This is a genomic window from Methylobacterium sp. CM6241 (assembly GCF_054817845.1).
The window spans coordinates 4,686,375-4,709,605 of the sequence record NZ_CM139246.1 but is presented as its reverse complement, the minus strand read 5'-3'; the positions used below and the strand labels follow the sequence as shown (position 1 = coordinate 4,709,605).

Genomic DNA, 23,231 nt, shown 5'->3' with positions numbered 1-23,231 from the left:
CAGAGCATTGGGAAAACGGCTCAAGGAGCCTTTAGAGCGCCGCGGTACGGTCGGGCGGACCCTCACCGTGATTCCGGATATCGGCCTCAGACCGAACCGACCGTCCGCAGCCGCGCGCGCGGGTGGATCTCCGCCTGGCTCATGACGGCCGTCTCGCGGCGGAAGCGTTCGATGATCGAGCGCACGAAAGGCCGAGCCTGAGCCGAGGTGACGAGGACAGGCATCTCGCCCATCCGCGCGGCCTGTTCGAAGCGGTCGCGCACCGTGTTGACGAATTCCGACAGCTTGGAGGGCTGCATCGCGAGGTAGCGCTCGTCGCGCTCCCCGGCGATGGATTCGAGGAACGTCTGCTCCCAGAGCGGCGAGAGAGTGATGATCGGCAGCATGCCGTCATGCCCCTGGTACTGCGCGCAGATCTGGCGGCCGAGACGGGCGCGGACATGCTCGACGATGTCGCGCGGATTCTTCACATGGCCCGCCACCTCGGCGATGCCTTCCACGATGGAGCCGAGATCGCGGATCGAGACCCGCTCGGCGAGGAGGTATTGCAGCACGCGCTGGATGCCCGTGGTGCCGATCTGCGAGGGCACCACCTCCTTGACGAGGTCGGCGTGGTCCTTCGAGAGCTCCTTCAGCAGCTTCTGCACCTCCACATGGTTGAGAAGCTCGGAGACATGCGCCTTGATGATCTCGGTGAGATGGGTCGAGACCACGGTGGCCGCGTCCACCACGGTGTAGCCCTTGAGCTGCGCCTGATCGCGCAGGGAGGCGTCGATCCAGGTGGCGGGCAGGCCGAAAGTCGGCTCCAGCATGTGTTGCCCGGGCAGCTGCACCTGTCCGCCCATCGGGTCCATCGCCATGAACTGACCGGGGAAGATCTGACCCGTGCCGGCCTCGATCTCCTTCACCCGGACCACATAGGCGTTGGAATCGAGCTGGACGTTGTCGAGGATCCGGACCGAGGGCATGACGAAGCCGAGTTCCGCCGCGAGTTGGCGGCGCAGGGCCTTGATCTGGTCCGTCAGGCGGTCCTGGCCCTCCTGCCCGTTGACGAGGGCGAGGAGCGCGTAGCCCATTTCCAGTTTCAGATCGTCGAGCTTGAGGAGATCGGTCACCGTCTCCTCCTTGGCGGCCTGGGCGGCGGCCACGGCGGTGGCGTCCATCGGCGCACCGTCGGAATCGAGGGGCGGGGCCTCGCGGGCGACCTTGGCGAAGTGCCATGCGGCGTAGCCCGAAGCGCCGGCGAGGGCGAGGAAGGGCAGCATCGGCATGCCCGGCAGCAGCGAGAGCAGAACCATCACGCCCGACGACATGCCGAGCGCCTTCGGGTAGTTGGCGAGCTGCTTGCCGAGTGCCTTGTCGGCCGAGCCCTTCACGCCCGCCTTCGAGACGAGGATACCCGCCGCCGTCGAGACGATGAGGGCCGGAACCTGGCTGGCGAGGCCGTCACCGATGGTGAGCAGGGTGTAGGTCTTCGCGGCGGCACCGAAGGGCATGCCTTGCTGGGCCACGCCGATGATGATGCCGCCGATGACGTTGATGAAGGTGATGAGCAGCGCGGCGATGGCGTCTCCGCGCACGAATTTCGAGGCACCGTCCATGGCGCCGAAGAAGGAGGATTCCTCCTCCAGCGCGGCGCGGCGGGCCTTCGCCACCTTCTCGTCGATGAGACCGGCCGAGAGATCGGCGTCGATCGCCATCTGCTTGCCGGGCATCGCGTCGAGGGTGAAGCGGGCCGCGACTTCCGCGATACGGCCCGAACCCTTGGTGATGACGACGAAGTTCACGATGATGAGAATCGCGAACACGATGATGCCGATGACGAAGTTGCCGCCCATCACGAAGTTGCCGAAGGCTTCGATGACGTGGCCTGCAGCCGCCGTTCCCTCGTGGCCATGGCCGAGGATCAGGCGCGTCGAGGCGAGGTTCAGGGCCAGCCGCAACAGGGTCGCGACGAGGAGCAGGGTCGGGAAGACGGTGAATTCGAGCGGGTTGTCGATGAACAGGCCCGTCATCATGATGATGACCGAGATGATGATCGAGACGGCCAGCAGCAGGTCGAGCAGGAAGGCCGGCAGCGGGAAGATGAGCACCGTGAGGATGCCCATCACCGCCGTGGCGAAGAACAGGTCGGTGCGCTTCGACAGAGCGGTGAGGTTGGCGCGGTTGGGCATCGCGAAACTCGCGAACTGCCCCAGACCCGGCCCCTGAGCCGGCGCGGCGGCGCCCGTCTCGCTCATACTCGACACCCTTCACGTCCCACGTGGACCCGGCAAGAATTGCCGGGCTCAGGGTTAGCGAAGAGTTAATTTTTAAGGACTGTGACGACCAAATCCGGCTCGTTGGCGACCGAACCGGCTTGAGGGGAGGGGCGGTACGAGGGGAGAGAGGCTCGCTTCCAGAAGAGAGCGCTCTCGGCCGTCTCTAATACGGCCCCGAAAGCATCGATTGCCGGGCGCGGAGTGATCCGCCGAGAGATGCGCCCGACCACGTCGGGCCGGGGCACATCTCCAGGCCTTCCTGGTGCCGCGCTCTTTTTCGCCAAACCGGAATCCGCTTCGGCGCAGAGCGCTCCGGCCGGAACGAGGCAGGGGCAGATCAGCGATCGCGGGTCTTGGTGGTCCGGCTATCCTGCGTCTTGTTGCCATCGGCTGCCGGGGAGCCACCGGGGACTCCGGTATTTCCCGATCCGCCGCCGCGCTCGCCGCCCGTCATCTCCTTGCCGGTCTCTACCTTCTGACCTTCGGCCCCCGTAGGAGCCCCGCTGGCGCCCGGCGATCCTGTGCCCTGCTGGGCCGTTGCGGTCCCGACCGGGACCATGCCGAGTAGAGCGACGAGTGCGAGCAAGCGAATGTTCGACATAGGCATTCTCCGTTACTGACGGCGGTCAATAATTACTCATCCTCCATGTTCCAAATCTAATGAATACTAAGCACAATTTAAGGATTTGCGCGAAAATACATACACCTATGTTTATCATGGTGCCAAAGTGTCATTCATGACTTGCGAGAAACGACGGGGCTTCCGTGATGCTTTTACCGCGCAGATCGAAGCCTCCGGGGTCCCGGCCCATGGACCCGTCCAAAGCCATCCCCGACTCTTCTCATGCTCGGCGCATTCGGGCGACGGCGGAAACCCGCCGCGGCCTGAGCCGGGCGGGTCGACGGCTCGAGACGGAGCCGTGCGGTGGGGCGGAGATCTCGCGGCCAGTCTCGCCATCACGCACCAAAAAGGAACAGGTCGTCCTGAGCCATTTTGAGGTCGGCGAGGTGGACGTCGTGCAGGATGATCTTGTTGCTGCTCTCGACGCCGCGGAACGTCACCAGCGTATCCTGCCCGCCATTCATCGAACGGAACATGAGATCGCCGGACTCCACACCCGCCATGGCCACAGCGATGCGATCGTTCTCGACATCGAGGCCATAGAGGTTGTCGCGGCCAAAACCGGCGGTGAAGACGAACAGGTCCTCTCCCGAATTGGCGAACAGCTTGTCGGCATCCGCGCCGCCCCCGATCGTCGCTCCACCCGCGCCGGCCTTGATGCGATCATTGCCGGAATCGCCGTGCAGTGCACTCGGTGCCACGGAGCTTCCGACAAGTACGTCATCGCCTTCGCCCCCGGTTGCGTGGCCGCCCCGCATGCCGAGGGTGATGACATCGTTCCCACCCTCTCCGGCGAAGCTGGGCAATCCGGTCGTCCCTTTGAGAACATCGTCGCCGTCGCCGCCCCTGATAGAGACGTATCCACCACCTGCGATGATCGTGTCGGCATCCTGAGTGCCGACGATCGTGCCGGGAGTTCCGATCTTGCTGGTCTGGATGATGGTCACGCCCGCCGTGACGGCGGAGAGGTCCAATTCGGAGCCCGCACCGAGATGAATGATCTCGACATTCTGCAGCGTATCGTCGGTGAAGACGAAACTGTCTCCTCCCTGCAGGAACAGTTTGTCCATGCCGGCATCGCCGTGAACGCTCGCGCCTGCCTCCCTTACGACGAGGCGGTCGTCGCCGTCACCGCCCCAGAACGTGTCGGCCCCGCCCATGCCGCGTATCGTGTCGTCGCCCGCACCACCGCGAAGAATGTCGTCTCCCACGCCGCCCTGAATGATGTCATCGAAATCATGCCCATTCAGCGTCACGTTCCCCGTAGTATCGGAGAAATTTATGTTGAAGCTTACTTTATATTGCTCCAGGATATAATCTTCCGATAGATTGTTGATGCCATTATAGAGCTGGGCGATCACATTCCCATACGGATCGTTGTTGATCTGCCCGCGAAATTTGTACTTTGCGCCGTCATCGTCATAGATCGCGTTCGATATCGATATCGCAAGGCTCGCGTTAGGATCGAATTCAACGCCGTACGTATACTTGATAGAAGGCATGTCCCGCTCCTCGCTGCATCGCAACGTTCAGGTCGATGCACGACGAAAACTCGCCAGGATCTCGTCGCAATCTGCCCTCTCTAAAAATCAGATGCGAAGTAATGCGGCAATTGCATAAAAAGTACTAGAAACCGGGGAGCCGCTACCCAACTAGTCTATCTGGGAAGGCGTCTTACAGGCCGACGCGCCCCTCCATGGAATGCTCGGTAAACCACGCCCTCGAGCCTTCGCTGGACGGGCAAACCGGAACGGACCTTCAACGGAAGGGACATCAGCAAACGGCAGGACACGGTCTGTTCATCCGGGCCTGCCGAAGCGAGCGCCGACGACCAAACGAACCACTCGGTTTTATCCCGGCGCTCGACGACGGGACCGGCAATGACAGGCCACGCTCGAGCCCCCGCGATGCGCAATGCGCCTGATCGCGCAAAACCCGCCGCATGGCGGTCTAAGACCCCCTCGCGTGGCGGTCCAAGCCCCCCTCGCATGGCGCAACGCATGCCGCGTTCCGATGCGCCCGCCCGGTGCCATTGAGACACAGGTAGACCGGAGCAAGCGCGAAATCGGACGTTTCCTCGCCCGATCGGTGCTCTGGTCCCTTGCACGCCGAGAACGCGGCTTGTACAGCACGCCACTCGCGCATCGCCGCCGCCTCTTTGGCTGGCATCGACGTGTGAGACTGGAGGGGTGGCCGAGTGGTTGAAGGCGCACGCCTGGAAAGTGTGTATACCGGAAACGGTATCGCGGGTTCGAATCCCGCTCCCTCCGCCATCAACCATTAAACCCCTGTCAAACTACAGCTTTCTGACCTTGTCCTATCCCCGCGTCGCGGTTGTGCACGTGGTGGGCCGAGGCTGATATGATGCGCCCGAGCTTGCACCGTCAGGCATGGCTTGCCCGATGAAGAATGCCGACGCACTGGGCGCGCAAATGGTTGCCCGGAAAGCGGCGCGGCTCTACCATTCGGAATGACCGAAAAGCTGACGACAGCCGCCCTGTGCGACCTGAATTTGATTTCCCAAGAGGAAGTGGCGGCTGCCGTCGAGGTGTTTCTTGCAAATTCGATGGCGCCGCCTTTCGTTTTCAAGGAAGGCTACCGTCTCGATCTGGGAAAAGCCGTGCGACGGCATCCCGGCGCGAATGATTTCGTCAACCGGGGCAATGCCGGCCCCCTGATGAAGCGCCCCTTCGTGTTGGCGGCCATCCTGCAAGCCCGCCCCATGCGGGGCTGACCCCGTTTTCCGGCCTCGGCGCCAGCTGTTTCGTTGAAAACGGGAGTCGCAAGGCCTCTTTGTGCGGCGTGACCCAGCATCGGCTCATGCCGTTGCCCGTGTTCTCAGATTTTCGCTGTGAGTCCCTGGCGGCCCGATCACAATGCGGGCGGAGACGACGAAACTCTGACCGCCGCGGCCTTCAGTACCGGCAGAGCCGCCTTTCCCCACGATAGGCCGAGAGCGACGTCCTCAGACAGGGCGCGCTCCACAGCGAGGCATCTTGACGCTTCTCTTTGGCAAAATATATGTTACTCATCATCTTATTCGCGATGAGTCGTCGACGGGGAAATGCGTGATGGATGCGAGGATTGCGCTCGGGATGATCGGGCTTGCCCTGACGGCATGCTCGCCGGCCGAGACCGCCGTGTCACCTCAGCCGCCCTTGGTCCAGACCGTGGAGGTCGTGCGCAGCGGCAGCGGGATGGCCCGCTACACGGGGGTGATCCGGGCTCGCACCGAGAGCAATCTCGGCTTCCGCGTCGGAGGTAAGATCTTCGAACGTCTCGTCGATCCGGGTGACCGGGTGACGCGCGGCCAGCCTCTGATGCGCCTGGACCGGACCGATTTCAGCCTCGCGCTCAACGCGGCCCGCGCCTCCGTCGAGGCTGCCCGCGCTCAGATGATCAAGGCCAAAGCCGACGAGGAGCGCAGCCGGAAACTCGTCTCCGACGGCTGGACCTCGAAACAGACCTACGATCAGAACAAAGGCGCGGCCGACGCCGCCATCGCGCAATTCGCCAATGCCGAAGCCCAAGCGAGCCAGATCGCCAACCAGGCCGGCTATGCCGAGTTGCAGGCCGATGCCGACGGGGTCGTGATGGAGGTCCCCTCGGAGCCCGGTCAGGTGGTCGCCGCCGGGCAGACGGTGGTGAAACTGGCACGCGATGGCGCGCGCGAGGCAGAAGTGTTCCTGCCGGAGGGCAGCCGGCGTGCCGCGCAAGGCGAAGCCTCGGCCACCCTCTACGCCGAAGGCGAGAGCACCTATCCCGCGCGGCTACGTGAACTCTCGGCAACCGCCGACCCCGCCACGCGCACCTACCGCGCGCGCTACATTCTGTCGGGCGGCGGCGAGACCGCGCCACTCGGCGCGACCGTGACCCTGCTGCTCAAGACCTTGAGTGCCGGCCGTGCCGCCGCGGTGGAAGTTCCGCTTGGCGCGCTATTCGACCAAGGCCAAGGTACCTCCGTCTGGCGCTACGACACAGCCACCGAAACAGTGCGGCCTCAAGTCGTGAAGGTCGCTCGTATGGGCGAGGAGCGCGCGGACATCGTCGCGGGCCTGAGTGCGGGTGACCGCATCGTGGCGCTGGGTGCTCATCTTCTGAAGCCCGACCAGAAGGTCAGGCCGGCCCCGGCGAGCATGACGGGAGTCGTGCGGTGAGCGGCTTCAACCTTTCAGCACTCGCGGTCCGAGAACGAGCGGTCACGCTCTTTCTCCTCATTGCTTTAACGGGTGCCGGCTTCTTCGCGTTCGAAAAGCTCGGGCGAGGAGAGGATCCGGCTTTCACCGTCAAGGTGATGACGGTTTCGGCGGCCTGGCCCGGCGCCACCGCAGAGGAAATGCAGCGTCAGGTCGCCGACCCGCTCGAGAAGCGCCTGCAGGAACTCGTCTACTACGATCGCGCCGAGACGACGGTCCGGCCCAGCCTGATGATGACCAAGGTCATTTTCAAGGACAACATGCCGCCGGCCAAGCTCCAATCGGAGTTTTATCAGGCCAGGAAGAAGCTTTCCGATCAGGCCTCCAGCCTGCCACGTGGCGTGCTTGGGCCGCTGCTCAACGACGAATTCTCCGACATCTATTTCGCCCTCTACGCGGTGCAGGCAAAGGGTCTTCCGCACCGGCAGCTGGTGCTACGGGCCGAGGATATGCGCCAGCGCCTACTGCGCGTGCCCGGCGTCGAGAAGATCAATATCCTCGGCGAGCAGGCCCAGAAGATCTTCGTCGAAATCTCGTATCAGCGCCTCGCCACCCTCGGAATCACCGGCCAGCAAGTGCTGGCGGCGCTGGCCAATCAGAACGACGTCACACCGGCAGGCTTCGTCGAGGCGGTGGGTCCACGCGTCTACCTGCGCCTGGACGGCGCCATCGACGGACTCGACGCGATCCGAAACCTCCCCGTTGCGGCCGGGGACCGCAGTCTCAAGCTCGGCGATATCGCCGAGGTCAAGCGCGGCTACGAAGACCCGAAGACCTTCGAGATCCGCAACGACGGCGAACCGGCGCTCATGCTCGGCCTCGTGATGAAGCCCGGCTTCAATGGCCTGAACCTCGGCGCGGCCCTCAATGCCGAGGAGATGGCGATCCATCACGAGACGCCGGTGGGCATCACATTCACCAAGATCACCGACCAGGCCAAGGTCATCGACGACGCCATCCATGAATTCATGGTCAAGTTCTTCACGGCCCTCGGCGTGGTGATCTTCGTCTCCCTTGTGGCGCTCGGCTTCCGGGTCGGCATCGTCGTGGCGCTCGCCGTGCCGCTCACCCTCTCGGCGGTGTTCGTCGTCATGATGGTGACGGGCCGCGACTTCGACCGCATCACACTGGGCGCCCTCATCATTTCGCTCGGGCTACTCGTCGATGACGCCATCATCGCCATCGAGATGATGGTGGTGCGCATGGAGGAAGGCGCCGACCGGATCGAGGCCGCGACCTATGCCTGGAGCGCCACCGCCGCGCCGATGCTGACGGGCACGCTTGTCACCATCGCGGGCTTCCTGCCGGTGGGCTTCGCCGCTTCCACCGCCGGGGAGTATGCCGGTAACATCTTCTGGGTCGTTGCCTTCTCGCTGATCATTTCCTGGATCGTCGCCGTGACTTTCACGCCGTATCTCGGCGTCAAGCTTCTGCCGAACATCAAGAAAGTGGAAGGCGGCCACGAGGCCATCTACGCCACGAAAAACTACCAGCGCCTACGCCGCGTTGTGCGGATGTCGGTCGACCACAAATGGATGGCAGCCGGCATCACGGTAGGTCTGTTCGCGCTCGCGGTGGTGGCCATGGGGAAGGTCGAACAGCAATTCTTTCCGAATTCCGAGCGCCCCGAACTCATCGTCGAGGTGACCCTGCCGGCGGGATCGGCCTTCGCCACCACCGAGGCCAGCGTCAAGCGGATCGAAGCGGCCGTGCGCGAACTGTCCGAAGCCGGGGAGATCACGAGCTATATCGGCCAGGGCATGCCCCGCTTCGTGCTCTCTTTCGATCCCGAACTGCCAGATCCGGCCTTCGCCCAAATCGTGGTGCAGACCGCCGATGCGGCGACCCGCGACGTCCTACGCGGCAGGGTCCGCAAACTCGTCGATGAGGGCCGCTTCCCCGAGGCGCGGGTGCGCGTGCTGCAGATCGTGTTCGGCCCTCCCATCCGCTTCCCCGTGGCCTTCCGGGTCGTCGGTCCCGATCTCGACGTGATCCGTGGCATCGCAGCCGAGATCCGCGAAGTCATGGCGGCCAACCCGAACCTGCGCCTGGTTCATCTGGACTGGGGCGACAAGACCCCCAATCTGAGGCTCGCCTTCGACCAGGAGCGACTGCGCCTGATCGGGCTGACCCCGAAGGAGGCAGGCCAGCAGCTGCAGAATTATCTCAACGGCACCCCCGCCACGCAGGTGCGCGAGAACCTGCGCTCGGTCGATGTGCTGCTGCGCAGCCCCGGCCCGGAGCGGCGCTCACTCGGCGAGATCGGTGACCTGACGCTGGCGACGAAGGACGGCCGCCAAGTGCCCGTGTCCCAAGTCGCCCGGCTCGAGAGCACCAGCGAGGATGCAGTCCTGAAGCGCTACAATCGCGAGACCTATATCCGCGTCCAGGGCGACGTGATCGATGGAAAGCAGCCACCGGACATCCACGCTCAGGTCGCGCCCCTGCTCGATCCGATCAAGGCCAAGCTACCCCCGGGCTACCGCATCGACACAGCCGGCGCGGTCGAGGAAAGCGCGAAGGCGATGATGTCGCTCGTGGCGGTTTTCCCGATCATGTTGATCGTGACCCTCACGGTCATCATGATTCAGGTGCGTTCGTTCGCGGCCATGTTCATGGTTTTCGCCACCGCCCCGCTGGGCTTGGTCGGTGCCGCGCCGACTCTGCTGATTTTTCACCAGCCCTTCGGCTTCAACGCCATTCTGGGGTTGATCGCCCTATCCGGCATCCTGATGCGCAATACGCTCATTCTGGTGGACCAGATTCACCACGACCGTGAAGCCGGCCTGTCGGATTACGACGCCATCGTCGAATCGACGGTGCGGCGCGCCCGCCCCGTCATCCTGACCGCAGCCGCCGCCATGCTCGCTTTCATCCCGCTCACCCATTCGGTGTTCTGGGGAGCGCTGGCTTACGTCCTCATCGGAGGCGTCGGTGTCGGGACGCTTCTGACCCTGCTGTTCCTCCCCGCGCTCTATGCCCTCTGGTTCCGCGTGAAGCGAGTTCCGGACAAGGACCGGACGATTGCCGGCGCGACCTCGATGGCTCACCCGGCCGCATCGTAGCGGGACATATCAATCATGCCCAGCCGCTTCGGGCATGCCGACATCGCGCGTTCACCCGGTGAATGCGCGGTACATCGACCGGCTCGCGATGGTGCCCTCCTCGCGCGGGCCGGTCGATCGTCTGATAACTGGTCTACGGTCGATTAAGCGGAGCGGCTTCCGCCCAAATGCAAATACCGGATTGCGTGAATGCCATACAGGCCACGAATTCATCACACCCGTAGCGTTATAATTTTCAGCAATCGAATGACTAAAATCTAATGTCGAGCTGATATCATCGTATAAGCCAATTCATATCTGCCGATATACAGCCATCGTTCAACGAAATCCTGGATCTATACCGTCGGCACGAGCAACTGACTAGCACCAATACGGTTGCGGGACTACGTCCAAAGCGCGGTCTATCGTCCGCCACCGCCGCCCGTATTGGGGATCGCGACTTCAGGCTTGTTGGCGTTGCCCGCAGCACCCGAGTTATTCGAACGGCTTTCCGCGCCTACGGCACCATACGCCTCGGTTCCAATAGAGCCTGGACCACCGTTATCGATTCCCCCCGGCTTCACCACCGGCGCGCCGGTGGTCCCTGGCGTTGTCATACGTGCCGGGCCGGATTGCTTGATTTCCGCCGGCCCTGTCGATTGCGCCAAGGCGGGAGCGGACGCAGTCAGCATCACCGCAAAGAAGGAAGTGGCGATCTTCGTCATGAAACGTCCCAGAATTCACAAGTGAATCTCTGAGACGTCAACCTACGTGAGGGCGATCAGTTTCAAGCTTTGCAGCCTATCACACTCGCCACAACTCAAGACCTGTGTAGGCAGCCAGCTATGAACCCGGCAATATGGCGGGTCGAACAAGCTCCTTACGTTCGGTCGCATGGCTGTATCCAGGTTCCGCCTGCGGTATCCGCTCGCTTGGCGTTCCGCCCTGAAGCCTATCCTCTATCGAAGGAGGCACCTCATTGGGTTCGTCCGGAAAAGGAGGCCAGATTGGACGATCGGGTTGCACCAGCTTCACCATCGAGCGACCTCCCAGCAATCGGCGTCAGAGACACATACTGGGATATAATATGCCAACGCAATTTGCAAAGCGGCCGGCAGGACCCATTCGGACTAGGTCGCTGCGGCCAGGGTAGTCAGGAAGGTGTTCAGCGTTCGTGGAAGGGCAAAGGCGTCAACCGTGACGCCATATACCCCATCGGCCGAAGCCAATTGGGGAGGCCCGACCCCACGTCACGTTCCGGCGATACGGTCTTAGCGGCGGTCCAGCGTTCAACTAGGACCGGCCGCTATCCGGGTGCGGAACCGGAGAAAACCGAGCTTATCGCTCGCCAAAACCCGATAGGAGCTTCTCGATCTGAGCGAGACCGTTCTCGCGGGCCTTGGCCTCGCTGGTCAGGCTTCGGTCCGAGCGCTGAACCAGCTTGCCACCCTTGCGAATGGCCCATTGGTAGGTCGCGCCCTCGGTGCGGGGGCTGAGGATTTCCAGGGTGTAGGGGTATGTCGATGTTTCGGTCATGTCCCCTATATGGCGCAAGCCTTGCGCGCCTTCCACCCTTTAATAGCCATATCGCTTACTGACGGAACAAACCCAGCGGGCGCTCTGGGTCGGAGCAACGTACGAAGTGGTGGCGCTATCCCGGCTCCGGTCCCGCCTGGCTCGTCACATGGTCAGCGATGGCTCCAGCGGTGGTGAGCCAGATTTCGTCGCGGTGGGAGGCGATGTGGGCAAGCGCCGCCCGAAGCGGCCGCAGCCGATGCGGCTGACCGACGATATAGGGGTGCAGGGCAATCCCCATGACAAGCGGGGCCCGCTCCGATTGCAGCAGCATCTCGTCGAAGCCATCGACGATCATATCGGCGAAGTCCCGCGCGGAATCTTTCCTCGCCACGATAGCGGGGATGTCATTGAGTTCCTGGGGATACGGCACCGAAAGGATGCGCCCGCCTCCGCGTGTGGAGAACCAGAGCGGCTGTTCGTCATGGGCCCAATCGAGGAGATAGCGGTATCCCGCCTCGGCCAGAAGGTCCGGCGTCACGCGAGATTGCGAGATCCAGGGACCGAGCCATCCGGCGGGGGCCCTGCCTTCCTCCCGAGCCAGGATGGCAGTGGCTTCGGCGATGAGGGCGCGCTCGGCATCCTCGTCGAGGCTGCCCTGTCGCTCCGCGTTGGTGCGGCCATGGCCGACGATCTCGTCGCCGCGTGCCCGGAAAGCCTCGATCAGACCGGGGCAATCCTCGTAGATCCGGCTGTTGGCAAGGACGCTGGCGGGAAGGCAAAGCTCGTCGAACAGCGCTTTCATCCGCCAGGCGCCGACGCGATTGCCCCAGTCGCGCCAAGCATAGTTCAGCACGTCCGGCTGGGGACCGCCGGGAGCCAGTTCAGCGCCGAGGCCTGATCCGAAATCGAAAGTCTCGAGATTGAGCGCGACATAGACCGCGAGGCGCTTCCCCCCCGGCCAGTCGTAGACGGGACGATCGGGCAGGGCGCTATAGCGGTAGCGGCCGTGGTGTTTCGGTGCATCCGTCAATGCATCGCGCTCCATGATCGATCTCATTCCCTCGAATTGTCAGGCAGCACCGAGATAGGCCGCGGCAAGGGTCTCATCGGCGGAGAGTTCCGCCGCCGAGCCCGAGGCGACGACGCAGCCCTGTTCCAGCACGTAGCCGCGATCCGCCACGGTCAAGGCCAGTGCGGCCATCTGGTCGACGATGAGGATGGTCACGCCCTGGTCGCGCAACTCGGCCACGACGGCGTAGAGGGCGTTGATCATGGACGGGGCGAGCCCGAGCGAGGGTTCGTCGAGGAGGAGGATGCGCGGCTGCGCCATCATCCCGCGAGCGATGGCCAGCATCTGCTGTTCGCCGCCCGAAAGTAGCCCGGCCCGGCTCGTTGCCCGGTCGCGAAGGCGGGGAAACCGGTCGAGCAGGGCCTCGATCTCACTCGGATCGATCGGGGCCTTGCGTCCATGCGCGCCGAGCCGGAGGTTCTCCAACACGGAGAGTTCCGGGAAGACCTGCCTGCCTTCAGGCACGAGGGCGAGGCCGAGGCGGGCAATGGCATGGGCCGGTAGGCCGGCGATGGCACGGTCCTCCAGGATCACCGCGCCCTCTACCGGGCGGAGGAGACCGCTCAACGCACGCATGGCGGTGGATTTTCCCGCCCCGTTCGCGCCGAGGAGCGCGACGGTCTCGCCGGGACGGACATCCAGCGACAGCCGGTCCAGGACCGGTGCGGCGCCGTAACCCGCGGTCAGGTCGAGAGCCGAGAGAACCGCGTCGGCGGGACCTTTCCAAGGGGACGGGCGCGGCCGGGCAGGGGTATCAGCACCACCGAGATAGGCCCGCAGGACGGCGGGATCGGCCCGTACCGCAGTAGCGTCCCCCCGCGCGATGGGCCGTCCGGCATCCATGACGAGGATATGGTCCGAGATGCCCATGACGAGGGGCATGTCATGCTCGACGAGAACCACCACGATACCGCAATCGGCGATGCGGCGCAGGAGACCACCCAAACGGTCGGTATCAGCGCGAGTGAGGCCCGCTGCGGGCTCGTCAAGCAGAAGGACGCGTGGCTGACCGGCCAGGGCCCGCGCGATTTCGACGAGGCGGCGATCCACGTGAGGCAGTTCGGCGGCGGGCCGGTGGAGGGCTCCGGTATAGCCGACGAAGGCGAGGAGGGCGGTAGAGGCGGCGACATCGCTTCTCGCGCCTGCTCGGAACAGACGCCCGGGGGCAATGGCGAGGGCCACGTTGTCGATGACCGACAGTGAACCGAACAGCCGCGTGGTCTGGTAGGTCCGGGCAATGCCGGCGCGGGCGATACGGTGAGCGGGCAGACCGGCGAGATCCCGACCCGCGAGTCGGATCGCCCCGGCACCGGGCCGGTAGAACCCCGAGACCATGTTGAGCACGGTGGTCTTGCCGGCCCCGTTCGGGCCGATGATGCTCGTGACGGCGCCAGGTGCGGCGTTCACCGAGACGCCCTCCGCAGCCTTGATGCCGCCGAAGCTGATGCCGATCCCCTCCACCGAGAGCGCTTCCGGCTGCGTCTGCGCCAAGTAGGACACGACGTCGCCGCCGGTTCCAGACGCAGTCCCGGAAACGCGGCGCGGCAGGAGCCGGGCGAGGCTCCCGACGATGCCGGCCGGCACCAGCCACAGGACCACCAGCGTCGCGAGGCCGAAGAACAGCAGGCGGTACTCTGCGAGCCCGGAGAGGGTCTCTGGCAGGAGAACGGTGACCAGGGCACCGAAGAGCGGCCCCAGCACTGTGCCGGCGCCTCCCACCACCACCGAGAGTACGAACAGGATCGACTGGGTGAACGGGAACGAACTCGGCGCAATGAACAGCATCAACGGCGGCAGCACCGCCCCGGCGAGGCCGGTCAGTGCCGCCGAGATCATGAAGGCCAGGGTCTTCACCCGCACCGGATCGAAGCCGAGGGACGCGGCGGCGACATCCGCGTCCCGCACCGCCCGCATGGCGAGGCCAAGGCGGCTGCGCGCGAGGCGATGGAAGCCGTAGAGGGCGAGGCCGGCGCCGAGGACCGACAGGATCGCGAGTTCGCGCTCCAGGAACGGGAATCCGAACAGGGTCGGGCCGGTGGCGATGACGAGGCCGTTCTGGCCTCCGGTGAGCGCGCCGCCCTCGATCAGCCCATGCTCGACGATGAAGCCGAAGGCGATGGTCACCATGGCGAGATAGGGGCCCTTGACCCGCATGGCGGGGATCGCGAGCACGCCGCCGAGAACCCCGGAGAGCAGGCCGGCGGCGGGGAGCGCCAGCCAGAAGCTCACCCCGGAAAGGGTCAGGATGGCGCTCGCATAGGCGCCGATCGCGTAGAAACCGGCATGGCCGAAGGAGATCAGGCCGGTCAGGCCGAGGAGGACGTTCAGCCCCGTTCCGGCCAGCGTCGTCAACGCCACGAGGGCGATGATGAAATGGCTGTACCCGTCGGTGGCGGCCACGAGGCCGATCCCCGCGACGGTGAGGGCGAGAATGGCGAGGGGCAGGGCGGAGCTTCCGGAGCGCATCGGCTCAGACCTTGTTCACGGCGGCCCGGCCGAGAAGGCCGTCGGGGCGCAAAGCCAGCGCGAGGATGATCACCGAAAACACGACGATCTGGGTGTAGCCGGAACCGAGATAGCCGGTGACCAGGGCTTCCACGACGCCGTAGAGCAGACCGGCCAGGACCACGCCGGTGGCGGAGCCGATCCCGCCGAGAATGGCGACGGCGAAGGCCTTGATGCCGAACAGGGTGCCCATCTCGGCCGAGACCGAGAACAGCGGGGCGATGAGGAGGCCCGCCGCGCCCGCGAGCAGGGCGGAGAGCGCGAAGGCGCAAGCCACCGTCCGACGCACGTCGATGCCCATCAGCCGCGCAGCGTCGGCATTCTGCGCCACGGCCAGCAAGACCCGACCGAGATCGGTCCGCCGGAACACCGTGCGGATGGCGAAGGCGACGGCCAGACCGACCACCGGGATCACGATCTGCAGCGGGTATATTCCGGTGCCGAAGAAATCGACCGGGTTGCGCGCGAGCGGGGAGGGCAGGCTGCGCGGCTCCTTGCCAAAGGTGAACAGAATAACGTTGTCGAGCACCACGCCCCCGGCCACCGTGGCGAGGAGCCAGGCATCCGAGTTCCGCTCGACGAAGGGGCGCACCAGGATGCGCTCGACCACGATGCCGAGAAACGCGCAGCCGGCCAGGGCTGCGGCCACTGCCAACGGCATCGGCCAGCCCAATGTAACGCCGAGCATGTAGCCCAGCACCGCCCCGAGGGTGACGGCGCTTCCTTGCGCGAAATTCACCGTACCGGAGACGGCGTAGGTCACGTGGAAGCCGAGGGCGATGAGCCCATACATGCTCCCGAGACCGAGGCCGCTCACAAGGGAGCCGGTCAACATGGAACTCTCACTTTCACCGTATCATGTAGTCCATCCCACCCAGCCACCTCATCGCTGAGACGCCGCAGCGAAGCGGAGGCCTCGAAGGAGGCGTCCAGTTCGCACAGTGAGTTCCGGAGACCTCCTTCGAGGCCGCTTCGCGGCGCCACAGGATGAGGTCGCGGGTGGGATGAACGGCGATGGCCGCTTCCTCAGTTCGCCACGGCGACGATCTCGCCGTCCTTGAACCGCGTGAACACGTAATCCTGTGGGCCGAGCGCGTCTTGACGGTCCGGGGCGAAGGGCTTGTCGTAGGTCTTGATCAGGCCGGGATAGGTGGCGATCTTGTAGAAGCCGTCGCGCACGTCCGACCCCTTTGTGGACTTGGCCTCGCCAATCGCGAGGGCCAGGAGATGCGTCGCGTCGTACGCGTTGGCGATCCCCACGGCCGGGGTCACATCGGCCATGGACTTGATCGCCGGATACTTGGCCTTCAGGGCATCGAGCACGGCCATCGCCTTCGGCGAGGTATTGCCGGCGAAGGTGAAGGTCTGAATGAAATGCACCTTGGCGGCGCTCGGGCCGGCAAGCTCATCGAAGCGACCGCCGGCGGGGCCCCAATGCGACACGACGGGTACGCTCCATCCCATCCGGTCGAGGGATTTCACGACCTGGGCCGAGGGCCCGACATTGCCGACCAGGAACAGAGTATCGGCGCCGGCCTCTTTCAGCCGCGTCAGCTGGGGCACCATGTCGACATCGGACGCCTCGTATTTCTCGATGCCGGCGGCAGGAAGACCGGCTGTCTTCAAGGCCGCCGTCAGACCCTGCTGGTTCGACTCGCCCCAGGCATTGTTGACGAGGATCATGCCGGGCTTCTTCGCCTGATGGGTCTTGATCGCATAGGCGACGAGGGCCTCGTCCACGAGGGCATCCACCGCCGAAACGCGGAAGGCGTAGTTGTCGGCGGCACCGTTGCGCGTGATGCCGGTGCCCGCCGCCCAGGGGCCGAGGAAAGGCACTTTCATCTGGTTGGCGATGGGCACGATCGCCATCGAGACCGGGGTATCGAGACCGCCGACCAGGGCGACGACGCCGACGCGCTGGATCAGCTCCCGGGCGGCCAGCACGCCCTTCGACGGGTTGGCCTCGTCATCCCGCGCCACGAGCTCCAGAGGCCGCCCTAGAACGCCGCCGGCAGCGTTGACCTCGTCGATGGCGAGACCGATGCCTCGCGAGATCGCCTCGCCGGACTTGGCGGATTGGCCAGACAAAGCGGTTACGAGGCCGATCTTGATTGTCTCCGCCGCCTGCACCGGCGCGACGAACGCAAGACCGACCAACGCGGTCGCCCCGAGGGCGAGGCGACGGGTCAGCGATGATGGGCTGTGCTTGCGCATGGACGGCTCTCCGGAGGAATCGCACCCATCACCGCAACCACCGTGCCATATGTCAAAGCATTGATATCTCTTATTTAATTCCAAAAGCGCGGATTGCGATGCCTGCTTTCACGCCAAACTGCATACACTTATTGCATGCACTTCTGGCGAGCGTAGAGCAGTGTGGGGATCGAACGGAGACCAGAGCATGACCCAAGCGACAGAGGCCGAAACCAAAGCCGACACCGATGCGGCCATCGTCACCGCCTATCTGGAAGCCTCCATGGTGCCCGACCCGGAAACCGCCGCGGGCTATATGGCGCCGGGGATCGAGATCGTGTTCACCGGCGCCCGGGTCTTCCGGCACCCCCGCGAGGTGACGGCCTTCAACGCGAGCCGCTATGCCTGGGTGAAGAAGCGCATGGAGCGTCTGGACGTGATGCCGGGAGAGGGGGTCACCACGGTCTACAGCCTCGGCACCCTTTACGGCGAATGGCCGGATGGAACGCCGTTCGAAGGCAATCGCTACGTCGACCGCTTCACGGTACGTGACGGTCTGATCGTGACGATGGAAGTCTGGAACGACAGTGCCGAACGACTGCTCACGAAGCACGGCGTCTCGGCTTAGGCGCTCCCCTCAGGCGTCGGCTCCGGCAAGCCGCCGCGTGTCGACGAAGGTCCGGCCGTCCGCGAAGCGATAGCTGATGCTCTCCGAGAAGCGGCCGTTGGCTCGGACCAGAAGGGCGGCCGGGCGGGTGAGTTCCTCGGTCCGCGACAGGGCCTCGGCGACGGTCATCGGCACGTCGCGCCCCCCGCCGAGCTGACGCCACCATTGCACCGCCTTCTCGCGGCCATATCCGGCCTGCTCCAGGGCGATCCGCACCCGGTGGCTCGACCCGTCATCGGTCTGGAATTCGACATCGAGACTGCCTGATGAAGCATGGCGGCCGAGCCGCCACCGGGAGACGCCGCGCCAGACCGGTACCGCGCGGGACAGTATCGGATGCTCGTCGTCGGCCGCGGCCTCATGGCTCGGCCCATCCTCGTCGGTCTCGTCCGGCTCGACCCAGCACGCCTCGCAGGTGCTGGCATTGAGAGCGATGAGCGCGCCGCAGCCGGGGCAGGGCTTGGCCCGGATCTCTCCCTCTCGGCCTTTGATCGCGGCGGCGGTGCGGGCGGTGACGATATCCACCGGCCCGTGCATCCGTACCAGGCCGGCATAGTCGAGGATCAGCGCATCGGACTTGCCCGGCGCGGTCCGCAGCGCACGGCCCACCTGCTGGACGTAGAGGCCCGTGCTCTGGGTCGGCCGCAGTAGAGCGATGAGGTCCACGCGCGGGACGTTGAATCCAGTCGAGAGGACGCCGACCGAGGTCAGGCAGCGTAGCCTTCCGGCGGTGAAATCGCGCACGATCCGGTCGCGATCGCGCTTGCCGGTCTCGCCCGTCACCATCTCGCAGCTGAAGCCTTCCGCCCGCACCGCATCGCGCACCGCCTCGGCATGGGCGACACCGGCGCAGAAGGCGAGCCAGGCCCGGCGGTCGCGGCCGAAACCGGCCATTTCCTCCACCGCCGCGCGGGTGATCCAATCCTGGTTCACCGCCGCCTCGAGGGCGCTCGGGATGTAGTCGCCGCCGCGCTTGGCCACGCCCGACACGTCGAGCGCCGTGGCGGTGGCCTTGCAGATCAGGGGGGCGAGGTAGCCCTGGTGGATCAGGTCGCCGACATTGGCCTCGTAGACGATGCGTTCGAACAGGCGGCCCTCGCCCTCGTCGAGGCGGCCGCTATCGAGGCGGTACGGAGTCGCCGTGAGGCCGACGACGCTCAGCTCCGGTCGGGCGGCACGCAGGGCCGCGAGGAACCGGCCGTAGCGAGTCTCCGCGTCGCGAGGAATCAGATGGGCTTCATCGACCACCACGACATCGAAGGCACCGATGGCGTCGAAGCGGTTCCATACCGATTGGATGCCGCAGAACAGGATCTGCGTCGCGGTTTCGCGTCGGTTCAAGCCGGCCGAGTAGATACCGGCCGGCGCAGCCGGCCAGTAGGTCATGAGCTCACGATGATTCTGGGCGATGAGCTCGCGGGTATGGGTGACGATGGCAATCCGCGCGCCGGGACGCTCGGCGAGCACCTCCCGCACCAGGGCCGCGATGACGAAGGCCTTGCCCGCCCCCGTGGGCAGGACGATGAGCCCGTCGCCGGTCTCGTTGCGCCACGAGGCATAGAGGGCGTCGAGGCTGGCGCGCTGGTAGGGTCTCAGGTCCATCGCCGGCTCTGTAAGGCCGTTCTCGCCGAACCGGAACACTGCCCGGCGGGATGCGGCCTCGCCGGATGGTCAAGCCTCTTCGCCGACCACCTCATCGCGCATCACCCGCGCGATGCGCTCCACCATTCCCTGCGACAGACGCACGAACTGCCCGGTGCCATGCCCGCGCCCATCGAGTAACTCGGCGAAGAGGGGCTTCGCGGGCTCGCAGACCAGGGCCGCCACCGGCCTCGTATTACGCCGCTTGGCCCGCAGCCGCTCGGCCAGCGCATCGGGAACGAACGGTTCACGCAAGGCGGGCTTCTCCTGTCAGGGCCGACGGTCCGAGGAGAGGGGCCTAGGCTTTCAGGGTTGCCGAGAGATTAAAGCCGCCGGATTGACTGCGTCACGCGGTGCCGCCTCCAAGCCATGAAAATCGCGTCGAGGCGGCAAACGAGCGTATCGCCGATAGATACAAGAGCTTGACGAAATGTATCATCCACAGATACATTCATTATGGATGAACGTTGGTGACGCAGTGGCTATCTTGAGCTTTGCCGACGACGCAACGGAGGCGGTCTTTCACGGTCGCCAGCCGAAGGGCATCCCGTCGTCGATCCTGAGTGCCGCCCGCCGCAAGCTTCGCTACTTGGATGCCGCGAGCACGCTGGACGACCTGAAGCAGCCGCCGGGCAACAAACTACACCCGCCGCTTCATGATCGCGCCGGTACACACGCTATCTGGATCAACGGAGCCTATCGTGTGTGTTTCCGGTGGACCGAGGCAGGACCGGCCGAGGTGGAGATCATCGATTACCACTGAGACGACCACCAGCAATGAGGGACACCACCGCCATGCCGCTCGATGACCAAACCGACATGGTTCTCCCGCCCATGCATCCGGGGGAGGTTCTCCGCGAAGAGTTCATGCTCCCCCTCGGTCTCAGCGCCGGCAGGGTCGCCAGAGCCTGCGGGGTGCCACGAACCCGGATCGAACGCATCGCAGCCGAGGAAATCGGCATCTCGACCGATACCGCACTGCGGCTGGGGCGGTTCTTCAAGACCAGTCCCGACCTGTGGATCAATCTGCAGAAGCGGTTCGAGATCGAGTCGCTCTTCAGGGAGATCGGCGCCGATATCGAGAGGATCATGCCGTTTGAGCAGGAGGCCGCCTGACAGTTGGGGCAGCGCCCTCTATCAACTAGCCCGGCGTCGCAAAGTACTCTTCTCGGTGACGTAGGGTGCCAGGACCCGGCGGAGGTCACGCTCGCGCGGGGGCTCGGCAACGATATGCGCCCGCACGGCCACGGCATCGAGGTGATGATCCATCAGATGGGTCGCACGATCGACGTCGCCGGCCATGAGCGCCGCCACGATCTCGCGATGCTCGTTGACGGCGCAATCCGAGGAGTGCGGACGGCTGTACAGCGAGAGGGTCAGCGCGCAGCGATAGCCGAGCTCGGCCACGTAGCGGACGAGGACGGGGCTGCCGGTCATTCGCGCCAGCAGGAGGTGAAACTCGGTGGCGAGCCGGATCGATGGGGCTTCCGGTCCGCCACGGACCGCGTCCTCCTCGTCGATATGGGCGAGCAGGATCGCTTCCTGCTGGGCGGTGAGGCGACCGGCCAGTCGCTGGACCACGAGGCGCTCCAGGGAGATGCGGACCTCGAACGTGTCGCGTGCCTCTTCCCAGCTCGGCGTCGCCACGATGGCGATCCGGTTGCGGCGGAGTTCCACCAGCCCTTCACCGGCGAGTTGCCCCAGCACCTGCCGCGCGATGGTGCGGCTGACGCCGAAACGGTCGCCAAGGGCATCTTCCGGCAGGCGATCACCGGGCGCCAGCGCGCGCTCGACGATGGCGCGGCGCAGGGATTGGCACATCATTCCCACGCGATCCTTGGCCACCTGCGTCTCAATTCCCGCCATCGCCCAATCGCATCCCTCTTCGCAGCGTTTCGGCCACGGGCGTGTCTCCGGCACGCTTGTCATCGTCGCCCACCGGTGACGCAACCGCCATGCATGAGCGAGACCAAAGCTGAGCGGGAATCGAAAACTCTCGCAGAAGTTGCAAGGCCGCAGCACCAGCGCCACCGTGATGTGCTGGACGCTTCCCGACGTTCCTGGCATCACCTCGACTGTTCGTCGAGCGGCCCGAGACACGCTTGTGACACCCGCTCCCGACGGCGCTTCCTGGAACAAGCCGCCGGCTCTCCCTTTCATTGTGCCCCAGCGAGCCACCCGATGACGATGCTCTCGCTCCTGTCCCTCCGCGCCCGTATCGAGGCGGGAACGCTCACCCCCGCCCAGGCCATCGTGCGGACCCGGGATGCGATAGCGGAGCACGAACCGTCGGTCCGTGCCTTCGTGGCGACCGATGCAACCCCGCAGGTGTCCGATACGGGCCCGCTCGCCGGCATCGCGGTTGGCATCAAGGACATCATCGACACCGCGCACCTCCCGACGCAGATGGGATCGTCGATCTATGCCGGTTGGCAGCCGCGCGCCGATGCGCCGATCGTGGCGCGTCTGAAGCGTCTCGGCGCCGTGCCCCTGGCCAAGACCACGACGACCGCCTTCGCCTTCGTCGATCCCACGGAGACACGAAATCCCCGCGCGCCGGGCCGGACCCCGGGTGGATCGTCCGCCGGGTCGGCAGCGGCGGTGGCCGCCGGGATGCTGCCGCTGGCACTGGGAACACAGACCGGCGGCTCGGTGATCCGGCCAGCAGCCTTTTGCGGCGTGGTGAGCGTGAAACCCTCGTTCCGGCTGCTGCCGACGGTCGGCGTGAAGTGCTTCTCCTGGACCCTCGACACACTCGGCCTGTTCGCCGCGAGCGCAGCCGACGCCGCCCATGCCCTCGCCCTCATCGCCGGCCGGCCGGAGATCGACGGGACGGGGCCGATTCCAAGAATCGGCCTCCTCGTTCCCGAGTATTGCGAGGCCGCCGAACCCGACGCGGTGCAGGCTCTCGACCGGGCGCGGGTGATAGCGGAAGCAACAGGTGCCGACATCCGCGACTTCGCGTTGCCCGACGAGTTCCGCCATGCCTTCGATGCGCACGCGACGATCCAGGATTTCGAATCGGCGCAAGCTCTCGCCTGGGAATACGAAACCCACCGCGATTCGCTGCCGCCGCTCCTTCGCGGCCATCTCGACACCGCCCGGACCATCGAGGCCGCTACCTACGATGCCGCCCGGCGGGTCGCTCATCATGCGAGGCGCAGCCTGCGGGACATCCTGCGCGATTCCGATCTCGACATCCTGCTGACAGTCTCGGCCCCGGGCCGGGCGCCGGAGGGGTACGCCTCCACCGGGGATTCCCGCTTCAACCGGCTCTGGACGCTGATGGGAGTGCCCTGCGTCACCATCCCCGTGCCGGGGGAGGGGGCCCCGCTCGGCGTGCAGATCATCGCCCGTTTCGGGGACGATGCTCGTGCGCTCTCGGCCGCGAGGTTCCTGGAAAAGGCTTTCGCCAAGCAGTCATGACGCCAGCCCGGTTGCCAGGCTGCCGTCGCAAGTCTGCGACTCGGATGATCGAAGCTCAGGCCAGCGCGAAACCTCTATTGATCGTGCGT

19 protein-coding genes and 1 tRNA gene are annotated in these 23,231 nt (G+C 65.2%); 8 read left to right on the top strand and 12 right to left on the bottom strand.

Annotated features, from left to right (window positions below; all coding sequences use genetic code 11):
• Positions 1-86: 86 nt before the first annotated feature.
• The 3 genes from flhA to ACYQR9_RS22105 form a co-directional block, all read right to left on the bottom strand.
• Positions 87-2,240: a flagellar biosynthesis protein FlhA gene (gene flhA / locus ACYQR9_RS22115; RefSeq protein ID WP_311274912.1), complete on the bottom strand. Its 2,154-nt coding sequence runs from the start codon at positions 2,238-2,240 to the stop codon at positions 87-89.
• A 358-nt stretch (positions 2,241-2,598) separates the two neighbouring features.
• Positions 2,599-2,862, bottom strand: coding sequence for a hypothetical protein (locus ACYQR9_RS22110; protein ID WP_056424916.1), 264 nt, complete (start codon positions 2,860-2,862; stop codon positions 2,599-2,601).
• A gap of 356 nt (positions 2,863-3,218) precedes the next feature.
• The gene (locus ACYQR9_RS22105; RefSeq protein ID WP_461228057.1) at positions 3,219-4,385 is read right to left on the bottom strand and encodes a calcium-binding protein; all 1,167 of its coding nucleotides are present in this window, start codon (positions 4,383-4,385) and stop codon (positions 3,219-3,221) included.
• A 681-nt stretch (positions 4,386-5,066) separates the two neighbouring features.
• On the opposite strand from ACYQR9_RS22105, the gene ACYQR9_RS22100 reads away from it, so the two are divergent.
• From ACYQR9_RS22100 to ACYQR9_RS22085, 4 genes are all read left to right on the top strand, one after another.
• Positions 5,067-5,156: transfer RNA gene (locus tag ACYQR9_RS22100), tRNA-Ser, on the top strand.
• A 197-nt stretch (positions 5,157-5,353) separates the two neighbouring features.
• A complete protein-coding gene (locus ACYQR9_RS22095) occupies positions 5,354-5,617 on the top strand; it encodes a hypothetical protein (RefSeq protein ID WP_056432548.1) in 264 nt (87 codons plus the stop codon).
• Between the two features lie 337 nt (positions 5,618-5,954).
• Complete coding sequence (locus tag ACYQR9_RS22090) at positions 5,955-7,040, top strand: efflux RND transporter periplasmic adaptor subunit (RefSeq protein ID WP_461228056.1); 1,086 nt, start codon at positions 5,955-5,957, stop codon at positions 7,038-7,040.
• Positions 7,037-10,144, top strand: coding sequence for an efflux RND transporter permease subunit (locus tag ACYQR9_RS22085; RefSeq protein ID WP_461228055.1), 3,108 nt, complete (start codon positions 7,037-7,039; stop codon positions 10,142-10,144). Before ACYQR9_RS22090 ends, ACYQR9_RS22085 begins: the two co-directional genes overlap by 4 nt.
• 401 nt (positions 10,145-10,545) lie before the next feature.
• Here the strand turns inward: ACYQR9_RS22085 and ACYQR9_RS22080 are convergent, their stop codons facing one another.
• The 6 genes from ACYQR9_RS22080 to ACYQR9_RS22055 all read right to left on the bottom strand — a co-directional run bounded on the left by ACYQR9_RS22080 (position 10,546) and on the right by ACYQR9_RS22055 (position 17,429).
• Positions 10,546-10,848 (bottom strand): hypothetical protein, encoded by a 303-nt coding sequence (locus tag ACYQR9_RS22080; protein ID WP_461228054.1) that lies wholly within the window; start codon positions 10,846-10,848, stop codon positions 10,546-10,548.
• 613 nt (positions 10,849-11,461) lie between these two features.
• Positions 11,462-11,659, bottom strand: a complete 198-nt coding sequence (locus ACYQR9_RS22075; protein ID WP_018042694.1) for a hypothetical protein — start codon at positions 11,657-11,659, stop codon at positions 11,462-11,464.
• Positions 11,660-11,774: 115 nt separating this feature from the next.
• The gene (locus ACYQR9_RS22070; RefSeq protein WP_461228053.1) at positions 11,775-12,686 is read right to left on the bottom strand and encodes a polysaccharide deacetylase family protein; all 912 of its coding nucleotides are present in this window, start codon (positions 12,684-12,686) and stop codon (positions 11,775-11,777) included.
• 24 nt (positions 12,687-12,710) lie between these two features.
• A complete protein-coding gene (locus tag ACYQR9_RS22065) occupies positions 12,711-15,176 on the bottom strand; it encodes a branched-chain amino acid ABC transporter ATP-binding protein/permease (RefSeq protein WP_461228052.1) in 2,466 nt (821 codons plus the stop codon).
• A 4-nt stretch (positions 15,177-15,180) separates the two neighbouring features.
• Entirely contained in the window at positions 15,181-16,050 is an 870-nt protein-coding gene (locus ACYQR9_RS22060) for a branched-chain amino acid ABC transporter permease (RefSeq protein ID WP_207412835.1), read from the bottom strand.
• Positions 16,051-16,241: 191 nt separating this feature from the next.
• A complete protein-coding gene (locus ACYQR9_RS22055; RefSeq protein WP_461228051.1) occupies positions 16,242-17,429 on the bottom strand; it encodes an ABC transporter substrate-binding protein in 1,188 nt (395 codons plus the stop codon).
• A 187-nt stretch (positions 17,430-17,616) separates the two neighbouring features.
• Between ACYQR9_RS22055 and ACYQR9_RS22050 the strand changes: the two genes are divergently transcribed.
• On the top strand, positions 17,617-18,036 hold the full coding sequence (locus tag ACYQR9_RS22050; RefSeq protein WP_461228050.1) for a nuclear transport factor 2 family protein: 420 nt from the start codon (positions 17,617-17,619) through the stop codon (positions 18,034-18,036).
• Positions 18,037-18,045: 9 nt separating this feature from the next.
• Here ACYQR9_RS22050 and ACYQR9_RS22045 read toward each other — a convergent pair whose 3' ends face one another.
• The gene (locus tag ACYQR9_RS22045) at positions 18,046-19,677 is read right to left on the bottom strand and encodes a DEAD/DEAH box helicase (RefSeq protein WP_461228049.1); all 1,632 of its coding nucleotides are present in this window, start codon (positions 19,675-19,677) and stop codon (positions 18,046-18,048) included.
• 69 nt (positions 19,678-19,746) lie between these two features.
• Positions 19,747-19,971 (bottom strand): hypothetical protein, encoded by a 225-nt coding sequence (locus ACYQR9_RS22040; RefSeq protein ID WP_207412839.1) that lies wholly within the window; start codon positions 19,969-19,971, stop codon positions 19,747-19,749.
• 205 nt (positions 19,972-20,176) lie between these two features.
• On the opposite strand from ACYQR9_RS22040, the gene ACYQR9_RS22035 reads away from it, so the two are divergent.
• Complete coding sequence (locus ACYQR9_RS22035; RefSeq protein ID WP_461228048.1) at positions 20,177-20,479, top strand: type II toxin-antitoxin system RelE/ParE family toxin; 303 nt, start codon at positions 20,177-20,179, stop codon at positions 20,477-20,479.
• 14 nt (positions 20,480-20,493) lie between these two features.
• Complete coding sequence (locus ACYQR9_RS22030; RefSeq protein WP_461228047.1) at positions 20,494-20,832, top strand: HigA family addiction module antitoxin; 339 nt, start codon at positions 20,494-20,496, stop codon at positions 20,830-20,832.
• Positions 20,833-20,853: 21 nt separating this feature from the next.
• Here ACYQR9_RS22030 and ACYQR9_RS22025 read toward each other — a convergent pair whose 3' ends face one another.
• Positions 20,854-21,582, bottom strand: a complete 729-nt coding sequence (locus ACYQR9_RS22025; RefSeq protein ID WP_461228046.1) for a GntR family transcriptional regulator — start codon at positions 21,580-21,582, stop codon at positions 20,854-20,856.
• Positions 21,583-21,903: 321 nt separating this feature from the next.
• Here ACYQR9_RS22025 and ACYQR9_RS22020 point away from each other — a divergent pair, with 321 nt between their 5' ends.
• On the top strand, positions 21,904-23,142 hold the full coding sequence (locus ACYQR9_RS22020; protein WP_461229873.1) for an amidase: 1,239 nt from the start codon (positions 21,904-21,906) through the stop codon (positions 23,140-23,142).
• Positions 23,143-23,231 lie beyond the last annotated feature (89 nt).